The sequence below is a fragment of the Stenotrophomonas sp. 99219_Sma genome, assembly GCF_056480785.1.
In genome coordinates this window covers 1,784,066-1,798,446 of sequence record NZ_CM151117.1, presented here as the reverse complement: position 1 = coordinate 1,798,446, position 14,381 = coordinate 1,784,066, and the positions used below count along the sequence as shown (strand labels likewise).

Below are 14,381 nucleotides of genomic sequence, written 5' to 3'. Positions count from 1 at the left end.
GCCACCCGGGGGGCAATGGAAGCCCGTAAACCCCGAATCGTGCGCCCGTACGTTTTTCCTGCTGACCGTAGCCCCTTCCGAGCCATGACCCTCGCCCTGCCCGCCCTCGCCACCGGCTATGCGCCATCGCCTGCAGGCCTTACCCTGTACGCCGTGGAAGCCAGCGCACTGCCAACCGATGAAGCCTTGATGCTGGCCTGGGCCGGTGGCGACCTGCGCGCGTTTGAAAGCCTGTATGCGCGCCATCGCAAGCGCCTGTTCGGCTTCCTGCTGCGGCAACTGCGCGACAACGCGCTGGCCGAGGAGATCTTCCAGGACGTCTGGCAGCGGGTGATCAGCGCCCGTGCGGGGTGGCAACCGGACGCGGCGTTCAGCACCTGGCTGTTCCGCATCGCCCACAACCGCCTGAACGACCATTGGCGCGCCGCCCGCCACCGGCCGGCTGCTCCGGCCGATGCCGACCTGCGCTTGGCCGCGATCGAGGATGGACAGACCCCGGAAGGCGAGCTTTCCGAATTCGAACAACGTCGCCGCATCCAGCTGGCGATGGAACAACTGCCGCCGGAGCAGCGCGAAGTGCTGCAACTGCGGCTGGATCAGGAACTGAGCCTGGAGGAGATCGGCCAGATCACCGGCGTAGGCCGGGAAACCGTGAAATCGCGGCTGCGCTATGCGATGGACAAGCTGCGTGCGGGATTGAACGCATGAACCGAGACGAACCGCTGACGCCGGAAGAACGCGAGCTGGCCCGGCTGCTCGGCCGTCGCGCCGAACAGGCACCGCCCGCCGCACTGGACGCCGCCATCCTGGCCGCGGCCCGCGCTGCCGTGGACGCTCCGGCTGCCGATGCGGTCGCCTCTCCCGAAGCACCACGTACGCAGCGCACACGCCCGCGTTGGCCGGCGGTGTTCGGCATCGCCGCCTCGATGGTGTTCGCCATCGGCATCGCCTGGCAGCTGCGTCCGGAACCGCCACCGATTCCGGCGGGTGAGGCCGCTGTTGCGGCGGCACCGGCTGCGGCAGAAGACGTCGCGGCTGCCGATCAGGCCGCTGAGCGCAGTGCAGCCGACAGCGCGGTGGCGACTGCGGAACCGGCCGCTGCGCCCGCAGCACCCGAGGCAGCCCCGGTTGCCGCTGCCCCGGCACCGGCCATCGCGCGCGCAAGCAAGCCTGCGCCGGCCGGGACCGCTGAAGCGCCGGCCCAGGCTGCACGATCGATGGCTGCGGATGCGGCCGCCGATACCTCGTTTACGGCCCTGCCGCCCGCTCCGGCCGCAGCGCCGGCAGCAGCCCCCCTGCGCCTCCGGCTCCCACCGCCTACTCGGCACCCGCGCCGCTGATGGCGCCGGTTGTCGCCAGTGGTTCGCTGAAGGCGCGCTCGGCAGGCACGCCAGAGTCCAACAGCGTGCAGGCCGAACAGGCCCCGGCATTGGACCGGGTAGAAATCACCTCGATGAAGCGCGAGGCTTCCAGCCGTTCCGCACCTGGCATCATGCGCCGCGGCAGCGATGCGGGCCTGAGCGCGGATGCCGTGCAGGCCGAGGTGGACGCTGACGCACGACTGCCGCGCCGGCAGTGGCTGCAGAAGATCCGTACACGACGCGACGACGGCCAGCGCGATCTGGCCCGTGCCAGCCTGGAGCGCTACATGCAGCAGTACCCGGAAGCACGCCTGCCGCGCGACCTGCGCCCGCTGCTGGACGACTGAAGCGGACGGGAATACCCGGCAACCCCGTAGAATGACGGGAATGCTCGATACTCTCGCCCAGCCGGTCAGCCACACGCTGGAAGTCAAACACAGCCGTTTCATCGCCCATGCCGCGCCGATCGATGGCGCCGCAGCGGCCATGGCGTTCCTGCAGCAGGTTGCGGTGGCCGATGCCACCCACAACTGCTGGGCCTACCGGCATGGGCAGGACTATCGCTCCAGCGACGATGGTGAGCCGGCCGGCACGGCTGGACGTCCGATTCTGGCGGCGATCGACGGCCAGGGTTTCGACCGGGTGATGGTGGTAGTGACGCGCTGGTTCGGCGGTATCAAGCTCGGTGCCGGTGGCCTTGTGCGCGCCTACGGCGGCGCCGCCGCCGAGTGCCTGCGCACCGCCCCGCGCCTGCCGCTGGTGGCGATGGCCCGGCTGCAGCTGCTGGCCGGCTTCGAGGACCTGGGTACCCTGCATGCCACCCTGCCCGCCTTCGGTGCCGAAAAGCGCGATGAACAGTTCGATGCCAATGGTGTGTGCCTGCGGATCGAATTGCCTGCCGATCAGGTCGACGCATTGAAAATCCGCCTGCGCGACGCCACCCGTGACCGTATCCGCATAGAAGACGACGACCAGGATGACTGACAAGGACGACGCCCCCGCTTCGACCCCGCCGCTGCGGCGCCTCGGCAGCCTGCGCACGCTGTGGCCGTTCGTGCGCCGCCACAGCGGCCTGTTCACCGCCTGGCTGCTGGCCCTGGCGGTGTCTTCTGCAGCCACGCTGAGCCTGCCTCCGGCGGTGAAGCAGATGATCGATCACGGTTTCAGCAGCGGCGGCCAGATCAACCGCGCCTTCGCCCTGCTGATGCTGGTGGCGGTCGTCATGGCGTTGGGCACGGCCGCGCGCTTCTACTTCGTATCGTTGCTGGGTGAAAAGGTCGTGGCCGACCTGCGCAGCCAGCTGTATGCCCACCTGATCCAGCTGGGCGCCGGCTTCCACGACCGCAGCCGCAGCGGAGAGCTGGTCTCGCGCCTGACCGCGGACACCGAACTGCTGCGCAGCGTGGTCGGCTCGACCATGTCCGTAGCATTGCGCAGCACGGTCACCGTCATCGGCAGCCTGGCAATGCTGTTCGTCACCAGCCCGCGGCTGGCCGCATGGTCGCTGCTAGGCATTCCGCTGGCGGTGCTGCCGATCATCATCGGCGCGCGCAAGCTGCGCACGGTCGCACGCAACAGCCAGGACCGCATCGCCGATGCCAACAGCCTGGCCAGTGAAACCCTGGGTGCGGTACGCACGGTGCAGGCACATGCACGCGAGCCGTACGAGCGCGGGCGCTTCGACAAGGCACTCGGTGATGCCATCGGCGCCGCCCGTCGCCGCATCGGCGCACAGTCGCTGGTCACCGCCAGCGCCATCCTGCTGGTGTTCGGCGCCATCGTCGGTGTGTTGTGGCTGGGCGCGCACGACGTCATCGACGGCCGCCTCAGCGCCGGTACGCTGGGCCAGTTCGTGCTGTATGCATTGATCGGTGGCGGCTCGGTGGGCGCGCTGGCCGAAGTGTGGAACGAACTGCAGCGCGCGGCCGGCGGCATGGGCCGTATCGGCGAACTGCTGCAGGAAGACATCGAGATCCGCGCGCCGGCACAGCCGCACGCGGTGCCGCAGCCGCTGCGTGGCGAGATCCGGTTCGACGACGTGGTGTTCCACTACCCGCAGCGACCGGACCAGGCCGCACTGGACCACTTCAACCTGCACGTGCACCCCGGCGAGACCGTGGCGCTGGTGGGTCCGTCGGGGGCGGGCAAGAGCACGGTGCTTTCGATGCTGCTGCGCTTCCATGATCCAGCCAGCGGCCGCATCGACGTGGACGGCATCGACGTGCGCCAGGTCGACCCGGCCGAGCTGCGTGCGCAGCTGGCGCTGGTGCCGCAGCAGCCGACGCTGTTCGCTGCCAGTGCGCGCGACAACATCCGCTATGGCCGCCTGCAGGCCAGCGACGCCGAAGTCGAGGCTGCCGCGCGTGCTGCCGAGGCCGATGGCTTCCTGCGCGCGTTGCCGCAGGGCTATGACAGTGAGCTGGGCGAGCGCGGTGCCCGCCTGTCCGGTGGCCAGCAGCAGCGTGTGGCGATTGCCCGTGCGCTGCTGAAGGATGCGCCGATCCTGCTGCTGGACGAAGCGACCAGCGCGCTGGACGCGCAGAGCGAGCACAGCGTGCAGCAAGCGCTGGAGCGGCTGATGGCGGGCCGCACCACACTGGTCATTGCCCACCGCCTGGCCACCGTGCTCAAGGCCGACCGCATCGTGGTGATGGACCAGGGCCGCATCGTCGCCGAGGGCACGCACGCACAGCTGCTGGCCGAAGGTGGACTGTACGCTGAACTTGCGCGCCTGCAGTTCATCGATTGATGACGTCCGGCTAACATCGGCGCGGCCAAGCTGGCCGCGCAACAACCGCATCCGCTGAAGGAGGTGCACGATGTCGTTCCGTCAGTTCCCCGCCGTCGACAGCAACGGCGAAAGCCACATCATCATCGAGTTCAAGCCCGAGGCGAATGGCAGCGGGCATCACTCCGAAGCCACGCCACGCTACGAACTGGATGACGGGCGGCCGCTGGTGCGCGATGGCCGCGAGTTCACCACCAGTGGCGGCGAGCTGCGACTGACGATCTGAGGTTCGCCGGGCATGACCCCGGCGCTACCCGATTTCGTATCGCCCCGCTCTGGCGGGTGTCGACCTTGATCGACCCGCTTTCTTGCCTCTGGTAGGTGTCGACCTTGGTCGACACGCCTTTTGCCCAAGGCGGTCGAGCATGGCTCGACTCTACAAAAGGCGTGATCAATTTTTCACCAAGCATCTTGACAGCCTTTGCTGCCAAGGCCTGAGCAAGGTTATCCACACGTTTGCTCAGGAACCATCCACACCGCCTGTGGATGAATTCAGCTCAGTACCCGCCCGATGCCGCTGGCGTCCACGTCGGCTGCTGCCCGGGTGATCGCCGCAGCATCGCTGCCGGCCACGAACCCGATGCGGAAATGCACTTCGCCACCAGGCGTGCGCGAGGAATGGATCGAAGCCAGGCTGATGCGATGCTGCTCGAACACGTTCAGCAGCTCACGCAGTGAGCCTGGCCGGTCCTCCGGCAGGTGCACCGACAACGCATTACGCTCGGTCAGGTCAGCCAGCAGATAACCCACGCGTTCAAAGGTGTAGTTGCCGTCCGCCAGCGCCTGCTCGCCGAAGGCACTGCGGTTCGCCGACAGCAGCTGCTCGCGGAATTCACCACGCGCACGGTCGTCGCCCTGCCCGACCTGCGCCTGCAGGGCCTGCAGCTGGCCGACCAGCCGTTCCAGCATCGGCGCCACGTACGGGTTACCGAACTGGATGTCTTCGTAGATCGCCGGGTTGAGCGACAGGATGCGCGAGATGATCGCCGTGTCCAACTCGAACGATGCCGAGCGGTACGGCATCATCGCGGCCAGATCGCCCAGCTGCGGCTGGTACTGGCGCAGCACGCCGGCCTGGGCCAGGTGGGTGGCATGCACCATCGCCTGTACCAGCGCCATCATCTGGTCGTGGTGCTGCGGCGTGGCCCGCACGCACTCGGCCTGCAGCGCCGTGCACAGCGTATCGACCCATGGCTGCCAGTGCTGCAGCCGCGCTTCGCAGACCACCATCACCCGGCCCTTCAGGGTCGGCGCCTTCGGCGGCGCGGTCATCGGGTGCAGGCCGACCACTTCGGCTTGAGAGGCCAGCATCGCCTGCACCGGCGCTTCCTTCACCGAGGTCACGTCCAGCCACAGCCGGTCCTGCTCACGGCCGGCCGACTGCCGCACGTACTCGGCAATCAGAGCCGGCGTATGCCGGATCGGTGCCGAGAACACCAGCACGTCGGCCTGCGCCAGCAGCTGTTCCGACGTATGCGAGTCCGGATCCGCCGGATCGTGGCCGATCACCTGCAGCTGCATGTGCTGCTGGAAGAAGCGGCTCAGCCAGCGCCCATAGGCGCCGGCACTGCCGACGATGCCGACCGTGCGCGGCGTGCGTTCGTGCAGACCGCTCATGCCACGCGTTCGGCACGGAAGCGCGTGCCTTCGGCCAGTGCGGCAGGCGCCGCCGCGATCACGTCGAACTCTTCGAAGCCATTGTCCAGAGTCGCCTCCAGCGCCGCATGGGTACCGGCAATCGCACGCGAAATCGCCTGCTGCATCGATTCACCTCGCAACAGGAACGACACCACCAGCGACATCAGCACGTCACCGGTGCCGGCCACGTCCACCGGCAGCAGCGGCGAAGTCCAGCGCCAGGTTTCCTCGCGACCGACCGCCAGGGTCACCAGCTCACCCGGGTTACCGCCCACGCTGTGCGCGATCACCCAGTGCGGGCCACGGTCCAGCAGCGTGCGCGCGGCGGCGATGGCATCGGCCTCGGCCAGTGCCGGCATACCGGTCAGACGATTCAGTTCGAAGGCGTTCGGGGTCACCAGCCAGGCATGCGGCAGCAATCGCTCGGCGAAGATCGCCTCCAGGCCCGGTTCCACGTAGGGGCCGGTGTGGGTGTCACCAATCACCGGATCCAGGCAGTAACGCAGCTGCGGACAGGCCGGCAGGATGTTGTCCAGCCAGTCGGCGAAGGCGGCACCGTTGGCGGTGCTGCCGAAGTAGCCGGAAACCAGCATCTTCGCCCGCTGCGGCAGGCTGCGCTCGTGGGTGCCCAGCAGCAGGTCGGCGAACCAGTCGGCGGGCAGCACGCGACCACGCGTGGTGTCGTAGAACGGCGCGTTGCTCAGCAACACGGTCGGGATCTCCGCCACGCGCACGCCGAGTGCGCGCATCGGCGGTACGGCGGCGCTGTTGCCGGCGTGGCCGTAGACAAGTTGCGACTGGACCGAGATGACATCGATCGGCGACGGACCATCCGGCCGCTGGCGGCGGCCGTGGACCAGGTGGTTATCAAGGGATTCGCTCATGGCCGCATTCTACGCCCAAGGGAGTTTTCGGCAGGGCTTGCAGCCCTGCACCTGCTCAATGCAACGGCAATCGCAACGGCCGAAGCCAAAGCGGCCTTCCGTGGGGTGGCGGGGCGGTGTCGGAGTGCGGGGATGCCGCAAGTACGTCCTTGTAGGCTTGGCAGCGGCATCCATGCCGCTGACACCCCGCAATCCGACACCGCCCCACCTTCGACAGGTTCACGCGGCTGTTGGTAACTGCGGCTGTTGTTCCGCGCGGCTGTTGGTAGGTGTCGACCTTGGTCGACACATCTGTCAGATATCGAATGAATTCATCCACGCATGGCGTGGATCTACCGTGTCGACCAAGGTCGACACCTACCGGACCCACCCCGCCAACCCGCGGAATGCAGGCTTTTGACGTTGACGTTGCCTCTGCAGGTGCAGGGCTGCAAGCCCTGCAAACCCCACCCCCTCAGTGAGCAGCAGGCCGCGACGGTGGCAGCCACGCCGCCACGATGCCCAGCAGCGGCAGGAACGCGGTCAACTGGTAGACGTACTCGATGCTGGTCTTGTCCGCCAGCAGGCCCAGCACAGCCGCCCCAAGCCCACCCATGCCGAAGGCGAAGCCGAAGAACAGGCCGGACACCATGCCGATGCGGTGCGGCATCATCTCCTGCGCGTACACCACGATCGCCGAGAACGCCGACGACAGCACGAAGCCGATCAGCACCGCCAGCACGGTCGTCCACAGCAGATCGGCATGCGGCAGCATCAGCGCGAACGGCGCCACGCCCAGGATCGAGGTCCAGATGATCGGCTTGCGGCCGATGCGGTCACCCAGCGGGCCACCAAGGAAGCCGCCGGCGGCGGACGCCACCAGGAACGCGAACAGATGCAGCTGGGCCTGCGCCACCGGAATGCCGAAGTGGTGGATCAGGTAGAAGGTGAAGTAGCTGCCGATGCTGGCCATGTAGAAGTACTTGCTGAAGATCAGCACCAGCAGGATCGCCAGTACCTTGGCCACGGTGCGCGGCGGATGCCGCGGCGCCATCGCAGCCGTGCTGACCGGTCGTGGCGTGCCCAGATGCAACGCGTACCAGCGGCCGACATAGGTCAGCAGAGCGATGCCGATCAGAGCGGCGCCGGCAAACCACGATGCGGCGTGCTGGCCATACGGCACGATCACTGCGGCAGCGATCAACGGGCCCAGCGCTGTTCCGAAATTGCCACCCACCTGGAACACCGACTGCGCGAAGCCGTGACGGCCGCCCGAGGCCAGTCGCGCGATGCGCGAGGCTTCCGGATGGAAGATGGCCGAGCCAATACCGACCATCGCCGCCGCCATCAGCACCACCGCGTAGTTCGGTGCGAAGCCGAGCAGCAGCATGCCGCACAGGGTCGAGGCCATGCCGATCGGCAGCGAGTACGGGGCTGGGCGACGGTCGGTGGCCATGCCGATCAACGGCTGGAAGATCGAGGCGGTAAGCTGGTAGGTCAGCGTGATCAGACCGATCTGGGTGAAGCTGAGATTGAAGCCGCCCTTGATCACCGGATAGATGGCCAGGATCAGCGACTGCATCATGTCGTTGACGACATGCGAGGTGGAGATGGCGGCCAGCACGCCGGGGGCCACCGGGCGTGAGGTCGTTGCGGGAGAAGCCAGGGTCGACATGGACACAGTCAGGTTGGGGGCGAGCCACGCATGCTACGGTGGCCTCCCCCTCCCTTCTGCCGCGTTCGGGTCATGGCATATCGCAAAAAGGACACTCCCTGCCCGGTCCGCGAGACTGCGCCGTGGAACGAGGTTCCGGTGCACCGCCCGGTGACCTGCCGCGCCCGCCACTACAAACCCGGCACCCACATCGCGCCCCACCGGCATCGCCGTCACCAGCTGGTGTTCGCCATGTCCGGACTGATGGTGGTGCGTGCGGACGGCGGCCGCTGGGTGGTGCCCTCGACCCGCGCGATCTGGGTGCCGGCCGGCATGGCCCATGCGGTGGACTGCATCGCTGAGGTGCATATGCGCAGCCTGTATGTGGAACCGGACTTCGCGCCGCAGCTGCCGGACGAGGCGTTCGCGGTACAGGTAGCGCCGTTGCTGCGCGAGCTGCTGCTCGCCGCCAGCCTGATCGAGACCGCGCATGTGGATGACAGCCGCGACGGCCGCGTGGTGCGCCTGCTGCTGGACGAGCTGCACCGCATGGACGTGCTGCCGCTACACCTGCCCTCGCCCTCCGACCCGCGCCTGCAGCGGATCTGCCAGCACATCCAGAAACATCCCGGCGACGACGCCACCCTGCAGGACTGGGCGCAGGCGCTGCAGGTGGACGTGAAAACCATCCAGCGTCATTTCGCCAGTGAACTGGGCATGACCTTCGGGCAGTGGCGGCAGCAGGCGCGGCTGTTGGCCGCCCTGGAGCGACTGGCGGTCGGCGACAAGGTCATCGATGTCGCGCTGGCGATGGGCTACGACAGCCCGAGTGCATTCACCAGCATGTTCAAGCGCCAGCTCGGGCAGACGCCGGCGGCGTTTTTCCGGTAGCGCCGGGCCATGCCCGGCGGCGGCAGTGCGGCACCACAAACGAAAACGCCGGGCATTGCCCGGCGCTGTCGTTCAACACATGCGTCGATGGATCAGGACGTCATCCGGTCCCAGAAGCCCTTCACACCATCCATGAAGGTGGCCGACTTCGGCGAATGCTTGCGCGCTTCCTCACCGACGAAGGTGGCTTCGAACTGCTCCAGCAGCTTGCGCTGTTCGTTGGTGAGGTTGACCGGGGTCTCCACCACCACACGGCAGTACAGGTCGCCTTCGCTGCGGCTGCGCACCGAACGCACGCCCTTGCCACGCAGGCGGAACAGCTTGCCGGTCTGGGTCTCGGCCGGGATGCGGATCTCCGCTTCGCCGCCCAGGGTGGCCACGCGCACGGTGTCACCCAGTGCCGCCTGCGAGATGCGGATCGGCACTTCGCAGTGCAGATCGTCGCCATCGCGCTGGAAGATCGCATGCTCGCGCACGCGCACTTCCACGTACAGGTCGCCCGGCGGCGTACCGGCCGGACCGGCCTCGCCTTCGCCCTGCAGGCGGATGCGGTCGCCGGTATCGACGCCCGCCGGCACCTTCACCGACAGCACCTTGTCTTCCTCGACACGGCCATTGCCGTGGCAGGTCTTGCAGGGCTTGGCAATGATCTGGCCGCGGCCGCCGCAGTTGTGGCAGGCCTGCTGCATGGCGAAGATGCCGCGTTGGATGCGCACCTGGCCGCGGCCATGGCACACGTTGCAGGTCTCGACCTTGCCGTCTTCGGAGCCACTGCCATCGCAGTCGCCGCACTCGGCCAGGGTCGGGATCTCGATGCGGCGCTCGACGCCGCGCACGGCCTCTTCCAGGTCCAGTTCCATCACGTAGCCGATGTCGGCGCCACGACGGGCCTGGCGCGGACCACCGCCGCCACCGCCAAAGATGTTGCCGAAGATATCGCCGAAGATATCGTTCATGTCCGGGCCGCCCGGACCGCCTCCGCCCATGCCGTGCTCGAACGCGGCGTGGCCATGGCTGTCGTACATGCGGCGCTTGTTGCCGTCGGACAGCACTTCGTAGGCTTCCTTGCACTCCTTGAAGGAGGCTTCGGCCGCCGCATCACCCGGGTTGCGGTCCGGGTGGAACTTCATCGCGCAGCGACGGTAGGCCTTCTTCAGCTCTTCGTCGTTGGCGGTGCGGGCAACGCCCAGCACTTCGTAGTAATCGCGCTTGCTCATATCGTGAATCGGGTTCCGGAAAGTCGGGATTCGTCAAAGCGGAAGAGCGGAACCAGGTCCGCTCTTGCGTCGGGCGCCCCGACACACCGGTGGGCGGTCAGGACCCTGATGCGACAACGGGACGCTGATGGCCAGCGTCCCGTGTCGGTCCGGATCAGGACTTCTTGTCGTCCTTGACTTCGGTGAACTCGGCGTCCACCACGTCATCCTGCGGCTTGCCCGCATTGCCAGCGTCGGCACCCGGGGCGGCACCGCCCTGGTCGGCCGAAGCGGCGGCGAACAGCGACTGGCCGGCTTCTTCCAGTGCCTTCGACTTGGCTTCGATCTGTGCCTTGTCGTCACCCTTCATCGCGGTTTCCAGGTCGGCCAGCGCCGCCTCGACCTTGCCGATGACATCGCCGCCGACCTTGCTGCCGTGCTCGGTGATGGCGCTGCGGGTGCCGTGGATCAGGGCGTCGGCCTGGTTGCGGGCCTGCACCAGCTCCTGGAACTTCTTGTCTTCTTCGCGGTTGGCTTCCGCGTCGGCGACCATGCGTGCGATCTCTTCCTCGGACAGGCCCGAACCGGCCTTGATCTCGACCTTCTGTTCCTTGTTGGTCTTCTTGTCCTTGGCCGACACGTGCAGGATGCCGTTGGCGTCGATGTCGAAGGACACTTCCACCTGCGGCAGGCCGCGCGGGGCCGGCTCGATGCCGGACAGGTCGAACTTGGCCAGCGACTTGTTGAAGCGGGCCTGTTCGCGCTCACCCTGCAGCACGTGCACGGTCACGGCCGACTGGTTGTCCTCGGCGGTGGAGAACACCTGCGAGGCCTTGGTCGGGATGGTGGTGTTCTTCTCGATGATCTTGGTGAACACGCCGCCCATGGTCTCGATGCCCAGCGACAGCGGGGTCACGTCCAGCAGCAGCACATCCTTGACGTCGCCGCCCAGCACGCCGCCCTGGATCGCAGCACCCAGTGCCACGGCTTCGTCCGGGTTGACGTCCTTGCGCGGTTCCTTGCCGAAGAACTCGGTCACCGCCTGCTGCACCTTCGGCATGCGGGTCTGGCCACCGACCAGGATCACTTCGCTGATGTCGCTCGAACGCAGGCCGGCATCGTTCAGGGCAACGCGGCACGGCTCGATCGACTTCTTGATCAGGTCTTCCACCAGCGCTTCCAGCTTGGCGCGGGTCAGCTTGATGTTCAGGTGCTTCGGACCCGAGGCGTCAGCGGTGACGTACGGCAGGTTCACTTCGGTCTGCTGGGCGCTGGACAGCTCGATCTTGGCGCGCTCGGCGGCGTCCTTCAGGCGCTGCAGGGCCAGCGGATCCTTGCGCAGGTCGATGCCCTGGTCCTTGTTGAACTCTTCAACCAGGTACTCGATGACGCGGTTGTCGAAGTCTTCGCCGCCCAGGAAGGTGTCGCCGTTGGTGGCCAGCACTTCGAACTGCTTCTCGCCGTCGACGTTGGCGATCTCGATCACCGAGACGTCGAAGGTGCCGCCGCCCAGGTCGTACACCACGATCTTGCGATCCTTGTTGTCACCCTTGTCCAGGCCATAGGCCAGCGCAGCCGCAGTCGGCTCGTTGATGATGCGCTTGACGTCCAGGCCCGCAATGCGGCCGGCGTCCTTGGTCGCCTGGCGCTGGCTGTCGTTGAAGTAGGCCGGCACGGTGATGACCGCTTCGGTGACCTTCTCACCGAGGAAGTCCTCGGCGGTCTTCTTCATCTTTTCCAGCACCTTGGCCGAGATTTCCTGCGGGGCCATCTTCTTGCCGTCGCTGGTCGACACCCAGGCGTCGCCATTGTCATGGGCCAGGATGCCGTACGGGACGTGCGCGATGTCCTTCTGCACTTCGGCGTCGGTGAACTTGCGGCCGATCAGGCGCTTCACCGCATAGAAGGTGTTCTTCGGGTTGGTCACGGCCTGGCGCTTGGCCGAGGCGCCGACCAGGACTTCGCCGTCCTTGGTGTAGGCGACGATCGACGGGGTGGTGCGATCGCCTTCCGAATTCTCGATGACGCGGGCCTTGCCGCCGTCCATGATCGCCACGCACGAGTTGGTGGTGCCGAGGTCGATACCAATGATCTTGCCCATGGGGGAGACTCCTGAGGATGCTTGTTGGGGTCAGTCCGGCCGCTCGGCCGGTGGATGAATACGATGTGGGGGAGGCTCGTGGAACATTCAAGCCACCTCCCGAACGCTGTGTTCAGCGCCTGGAAAACCTTGCCAGGCATGGCCTGGCACGACCGGGACCGGGCATGGCCCGGCCGATCAATCGGCGGCCACCACCACCAGCGCCGGCCGCAGCAGGCGCTCGTTGAGCAGGTAGCCCTTCTGGAACACGGTCACCACGCTGCCCGGGGCGGCGCCCGGGGTCGGCACCTGGCTGATCGCCTGGTGGTGTTCCGGGTTGAACGGCTGGCCGATCGGGTCCAGCAGGACCAGGCCGTTGTCGGCAGCGACCTTCAGCAGCTGCTTGTAGGTCAGCTCCAGGCCTTCGCGCAGCGGATGCGGGTCGTCGCCGGCGGCCTTCAGGCCGGCATCCAGGCTGTCGAATACCGGCAGCAGCTCGCCAAGCAGCTTCTCGTTGGCGAACTTGCGGGCCTGCTCAATGTCACGGGCAACACGCTTGCGCTGGTTCTCGAGGTCGGCGCGCTCACGCAGCGCATCGGCCTTGATCTGCTCGACTTCGGCGCGCAGGCGCTCCACTTCGTCGTTGACGCCGGCGGCGGCGGCCGCATCGGCGGCAGTCTGCTGGGATTCGATATCTGGATGTTCGTGGTTCATGTCTGGGTCCCTGGCGGTCAATCTCCGCCTCCACCCACCCTAGTGTGGGCGGGATGCTGCGTTTCAAGCGTCGGATGTTCCGGGAGTGCGCCCGGCCGGTGAAAAGGCCGCGCCGAGCACATCGGCAGTGGCCTGGACCAGCGGAATCATGCGGTCGTAGGCCATCCGCTTGGGGCCGATCACGCCCAGCACGCCCAGTACCTGGCCATTGGCGGTGTACGGGGCGGTGACCAGCGAGACCCCCTGCAGCGGCATCATCCCGGTCTCTTCGCCGATGAAGATGCGCACGCCTGGGGCCTGGATGGTCCGCTCCAGCAGCTGCAGGATCTCGCGCTTGCTGGAGAACAGCTCGAACAGTTCGCGGAGGCGCTCCAGGTCCGACAGGTCCTGCACCCCCATCAGGCGGGTCTGGCCGGCCACCAGCATGTCGTCGGCGGCCGGCTGCAGGGCCTGCTCGGCCAGTTCGATGCTGTGCGCCAGCAGCTGCTCCAGCTCGGAACGGGCATCGCGCAGCTCCAGCAGCAGGCGGGTGCGGATCTCGGCCATCGGCAGGCCGGCGAAATGCGCATTGAGGTAGTTGGCCACCTGCTCCAGCTGGCCCGGCGCGAACTCCTGCCGGGTCTCGATGACGCGGTTCTGCACCTCGTTGTCGGCAAACACCAGGATCGCCAGCACCCGGCGCCCGTCCAGCGCCACGAAATCGATCTGGCGGAAGGCGAACTGCTCGCGCCGTGGCGCGCTGACCACGCCGACGAAGTGACTCATCGCCGACAGCAGCTCCGAGGCGCTGCCGAGCAGGGCCTGGGTGCTGCCGCCGCTGGCCAGCTCCTGACGCAGACGGGCCAGCTCGCCCTCGCCCGGCGGCTGCATCTGCAGCAGGCTGTCGACGAACACCCGGTAGCCATGCGCGGTCGGGATGCGCCCGGCCGAGGTGTGCGGCGAGGCCAGCAGCCCCAGGTCTTCCAGGTCGCCGAGGATGTTGCGGATGGTGGCCGGGCTGACCTCCAGGCCGGCCACGCGCGCCAGCGTCTGCGAGCCGACCGGCTCACCGTCCTGGATGTAACGCGCGATCAGCGTGCGCAGCAGATGGCGCGCACGCGGGGCAAGCTGGTCGGGAGAACCGTGCATGGAATCAACCTGTGAGACACGGACACTAGATAATGGCGGCGCATCACCTTGGCAAGTCATTGGACCTC

12 protein-coding genes and 1 pseudogene are annotated in these 14,381 nt (G+C 67.3%); 6 read left to right on the top strand and 7 right to left on the bottom strand.

Going from position 1 to position 14,381, the window contains the following annotated elements; translation table 11 throughout:
• The first annotated feature begins 189 nt into the window (after nucleotides 1–189).
• From ACZK13_RS08325 to ACZK13_RS08305, 5 genes and pseudogenes are all read left to right on the top strand, one after another.
• The gene (locus ACZK13_RS08325; RefSeq protein ID WP_229301232.1) at nucleotides 190–708 is read left to right on the top strand and encodes an RNA polymerase sigma factor; all 519 of its coding nucleotides are present in this window, start codon (nucleotides 190–192) and stop codon (nucleotides 706–708) included.
• Nucleotides 705–1,708 (top strand): annotated as a pseudogene (locus tag ACZK13_RS08320) (hypothetical protein). The gene ACZK13_RS08325 and the pseudogene ACZK13_RS08320 overlap by 4 nt, the downstream one beginning before the upstream one ends.
• A 40-nt stretch (nucleotides 1,709–1,748) precedes the next feature.
• The gene (locus ACZK13_RS08315) at nucleotides 1,749–2,345 is read left to right on the top strand and encodes an IMPACT family protein (protein ID WP_049400110.1); all 597 of its coding nucleotides are present in this window, start codon (nucleotides 1,749–1,751) and stop codon (nucleotides 2,343–2,345) included.
• Nucleotides 2,338–4,110, top strand: a complete 1,773-nt coding sequence (locus tag ACZK13_RS08310) for an ABC transporter transmembrane domain-containing protein (RefSeq protein WP_478482418.1) — start codon at nucleotides 2,338–2,340, stop codon at nucleotides 4,108–4,110. The genes ACZK13_RS08315 and ACZK13_RS08310 overlap by 8 nt, the downstream gene beginning before the upstream one ends.
• A gap of 70 nt (nucleotides 4,111–4,180) precedes the next feature.
• On the top strand, nucleotides 4,181–4,375 hold the full coding sequence (locus ACZK13_RS08305; protein ID WP_005409247.1) for a hypothetical protein: 195 nt from the start codon (nucleotides 4,181–4,183) through the stop codon (nucleotides 4,373–4,375).
• Nucleotides 4,376–4,641: 266 nt separating this feature from the next.
• On the opposite strand, the gene ACZK13_RS08300 is transcribed toward ACZK13_RS08305, so the two are convergent.
• From ACZK13_RS08300 to ACZK13_RS08290, 3 genes are all read right to left on the bottom strand, one after another.
• Nucleotides 4,642–5,766: a prephenate dehydrogenase gene (locus ACZK13_RS08300; RefSeq protein WP_478482417.1), complete on the bottom strand. Its 1,125-nt coding sequence runs from the start codon at nucleotides 5,764–5,766 to the stop codon at nucleotides 4,642–4,644.
• Nucleotides 5,763–6,671, bottom strand: a complete 909-nt coding sequence (gene pdxY, locus ACZK13_RS08295) for a pyridoxal kinase (RefSeq protein ID WP_478482416.1) — start codon at nucleotides 6,669–6,671, stop codon at nucleotides 5,763–5,765. The genes ACZK13_RS08300 and pdxY overlap by 4 nt, the downstream gene beginning before the upstream one ends.
• 454 nt (nucleotides 6,672–7,125) lie before the next feature.
• Nucleotides 7,126–8,325, bottom strand: coding sequence for an MFS transporter (locus ACZK13_RS08290; protein ID WP_164162773.1), 1,200 nt, complete (start codon nucleotides 8,323–8,325; stop codon nucleotides 7,126–7,128).
• Nucleotides 8,326–8,397: 72 nt separating this feature from the next.
• On the opposite strand from ACZK13_RS08290, the gene ACZK13_RS08285 reads away from it, so the two are divergent.
• Nucleotides 8,398–9,195 (top strand): AraC family transcriptional regulator, encoded by a 798-nt coding sequence (locus ACZK13_RS08285; protein ID WP_049463047.1) that lies wholly within the window; start codon nucleotides 8,398–8,400, stop codon nucleotides 9,193–9,195.
• 92 nt (nucleotides 9,196–9,287) lie between these two features.
• On the opposite strand, the gene dnaJ is transcribed toward ACZK13_RS08285, so the two are convergent.
• The 4 genes from dnaJ to hrcA form a co-directional block, all read right to left on the bottom strand.
• A complete protein-coding gene (gene dnaJ, locus ACZK13_RS08280; protein ID WP_032128292.1) occupies nucleotides 9,288–10,412 on the bottom strand; it encodes a molecular chaperone DnaJ in 1,125 nt (374 codons plus the stop codon).
• A gap of 154 nt (nucleotides 10,413–10,566) precedes the next feature.
• On the bottom strand, nucleotides 10,567–12,492 hold the full coding sequence (gene dnaK / locus ACZK13_RS08275; RefSeq protein ID WP_032128291.1) for a molecular chaperone DnaK: 1,926 nt from the start codon (nucleotides 12,490–12,492) through the stop codon (nucleotides 10,567–10,569).
• Between the two features lie 177 nt (nucleotides 12,493–12,669).
• Nucleotides 12,670–13,185, bottom strand: a complete 516-nt coding sequence (gene grpE / locus ACZK13_RS08270) for a nucleotide exchange factor GrpE (protein WP_032128290.1) — start codon at nucleotides 13,183–13,185, stop codon at nucleotides 12,670–12,672.
• A gap of 63 nt (nucleotides 13,186–13,248) precedes the next feature.
• Nucleotides 13,249–14,313: a heat-inducible transcriptional repressor HrcA gene (gene hrcA / locus ACZK13_RS08265; protein ID WP_107432375.1), complete on the bottom strand. Its 1,065-nt coding sequence runs from the start codon at nucleotides 14,311–14,313 to the stop codon at nucleotides 13,249–13,251.
• Between the last annotated feature and the right edge of the window lie 68 nt (nucleotides 14,314–14,381).

Coding starts and splice junctions, on each gene's coding strand:
- pdxY (WP_478482416.1), bottom strand. CDS start 6,671: ATGAGCGAATCCCTTGATAACCACCTGGTCCACGGCCGCCGCCAGCGG.
- ACZK13_RS08290 (WP_164162773.1), bottom strand. CDS start 8,325: ATGTCGACCCTGGCTTCTCCCGCAACGACCTCACGCCCGGTGGCCCCC.
- ACZK13_RS08325 (WP_229301232.1), top strand. CDS start 190: ATGCTGGCCTGGGCCGGTGGCGACCTGCGCGCGTTTGAAAGCCTGTAT.
- grpE (WP_032128290.1), bottom strand. CDS start 13,185: ATGAACCACGAACATCCAGATATCGAATCCCAGCAGACTGCCGCCGAT.
- ACZK13_RS08315 (WP_049400110.1), top strand. CDS start 1,749: ATGCTCGATACTCTCGCCCAGCCGGTCAGCCACACGCTGGAAGTCAAA.
- dnaJ (WP_032128292.1), bottom strand. CDS start 10,412: ATGAGCAAGCGCGATTACTACGAAGTGCTGGGCGTTGCCCGCACCGCC.
- ACZK13_RS08300 (WP_478482417.1), bottom strand. CDS start 5,766: ATGAGCGGTCTGCACGAACGCACGCCGCGCACGGTCGGCATCGTCGGC.
- ACZK13_RS08305 (WP_005409247.1), top strand. CDS start 4,181: ATGTCGTTCCGTCAGTTCCCCGCCGTCGACAGCAACGGCGAAAGCCAC.
- dnaK (WP_032128291.1), bottom strand. CDS start 12,492: ATGGGCAAGATCATTGGTATCGACCTCGGCACCACCAACTCGTGCGTG.
- ACZK13_RS08310 (WP_478482418.1), top strand. CDS start 2,338: ATGACTGACAAGGACGACGCCCCCGCTTCGACCCCGCCGCTGCGGCGC.
- ACZK13_RS08285 (WP_049463047.1), top strand. CDS start 8,398: ATGGCATATCGCAAAAAGGACACTCCCTGCCCGGTCCGCGAGACTGCG.
- hrcA (WP_107432375.1), bottom strand. CDS start 14,313: ATGCACGGTTCTCCCGACCAGCTTGCCCCGCGTGCGCGCCATCTGCTG.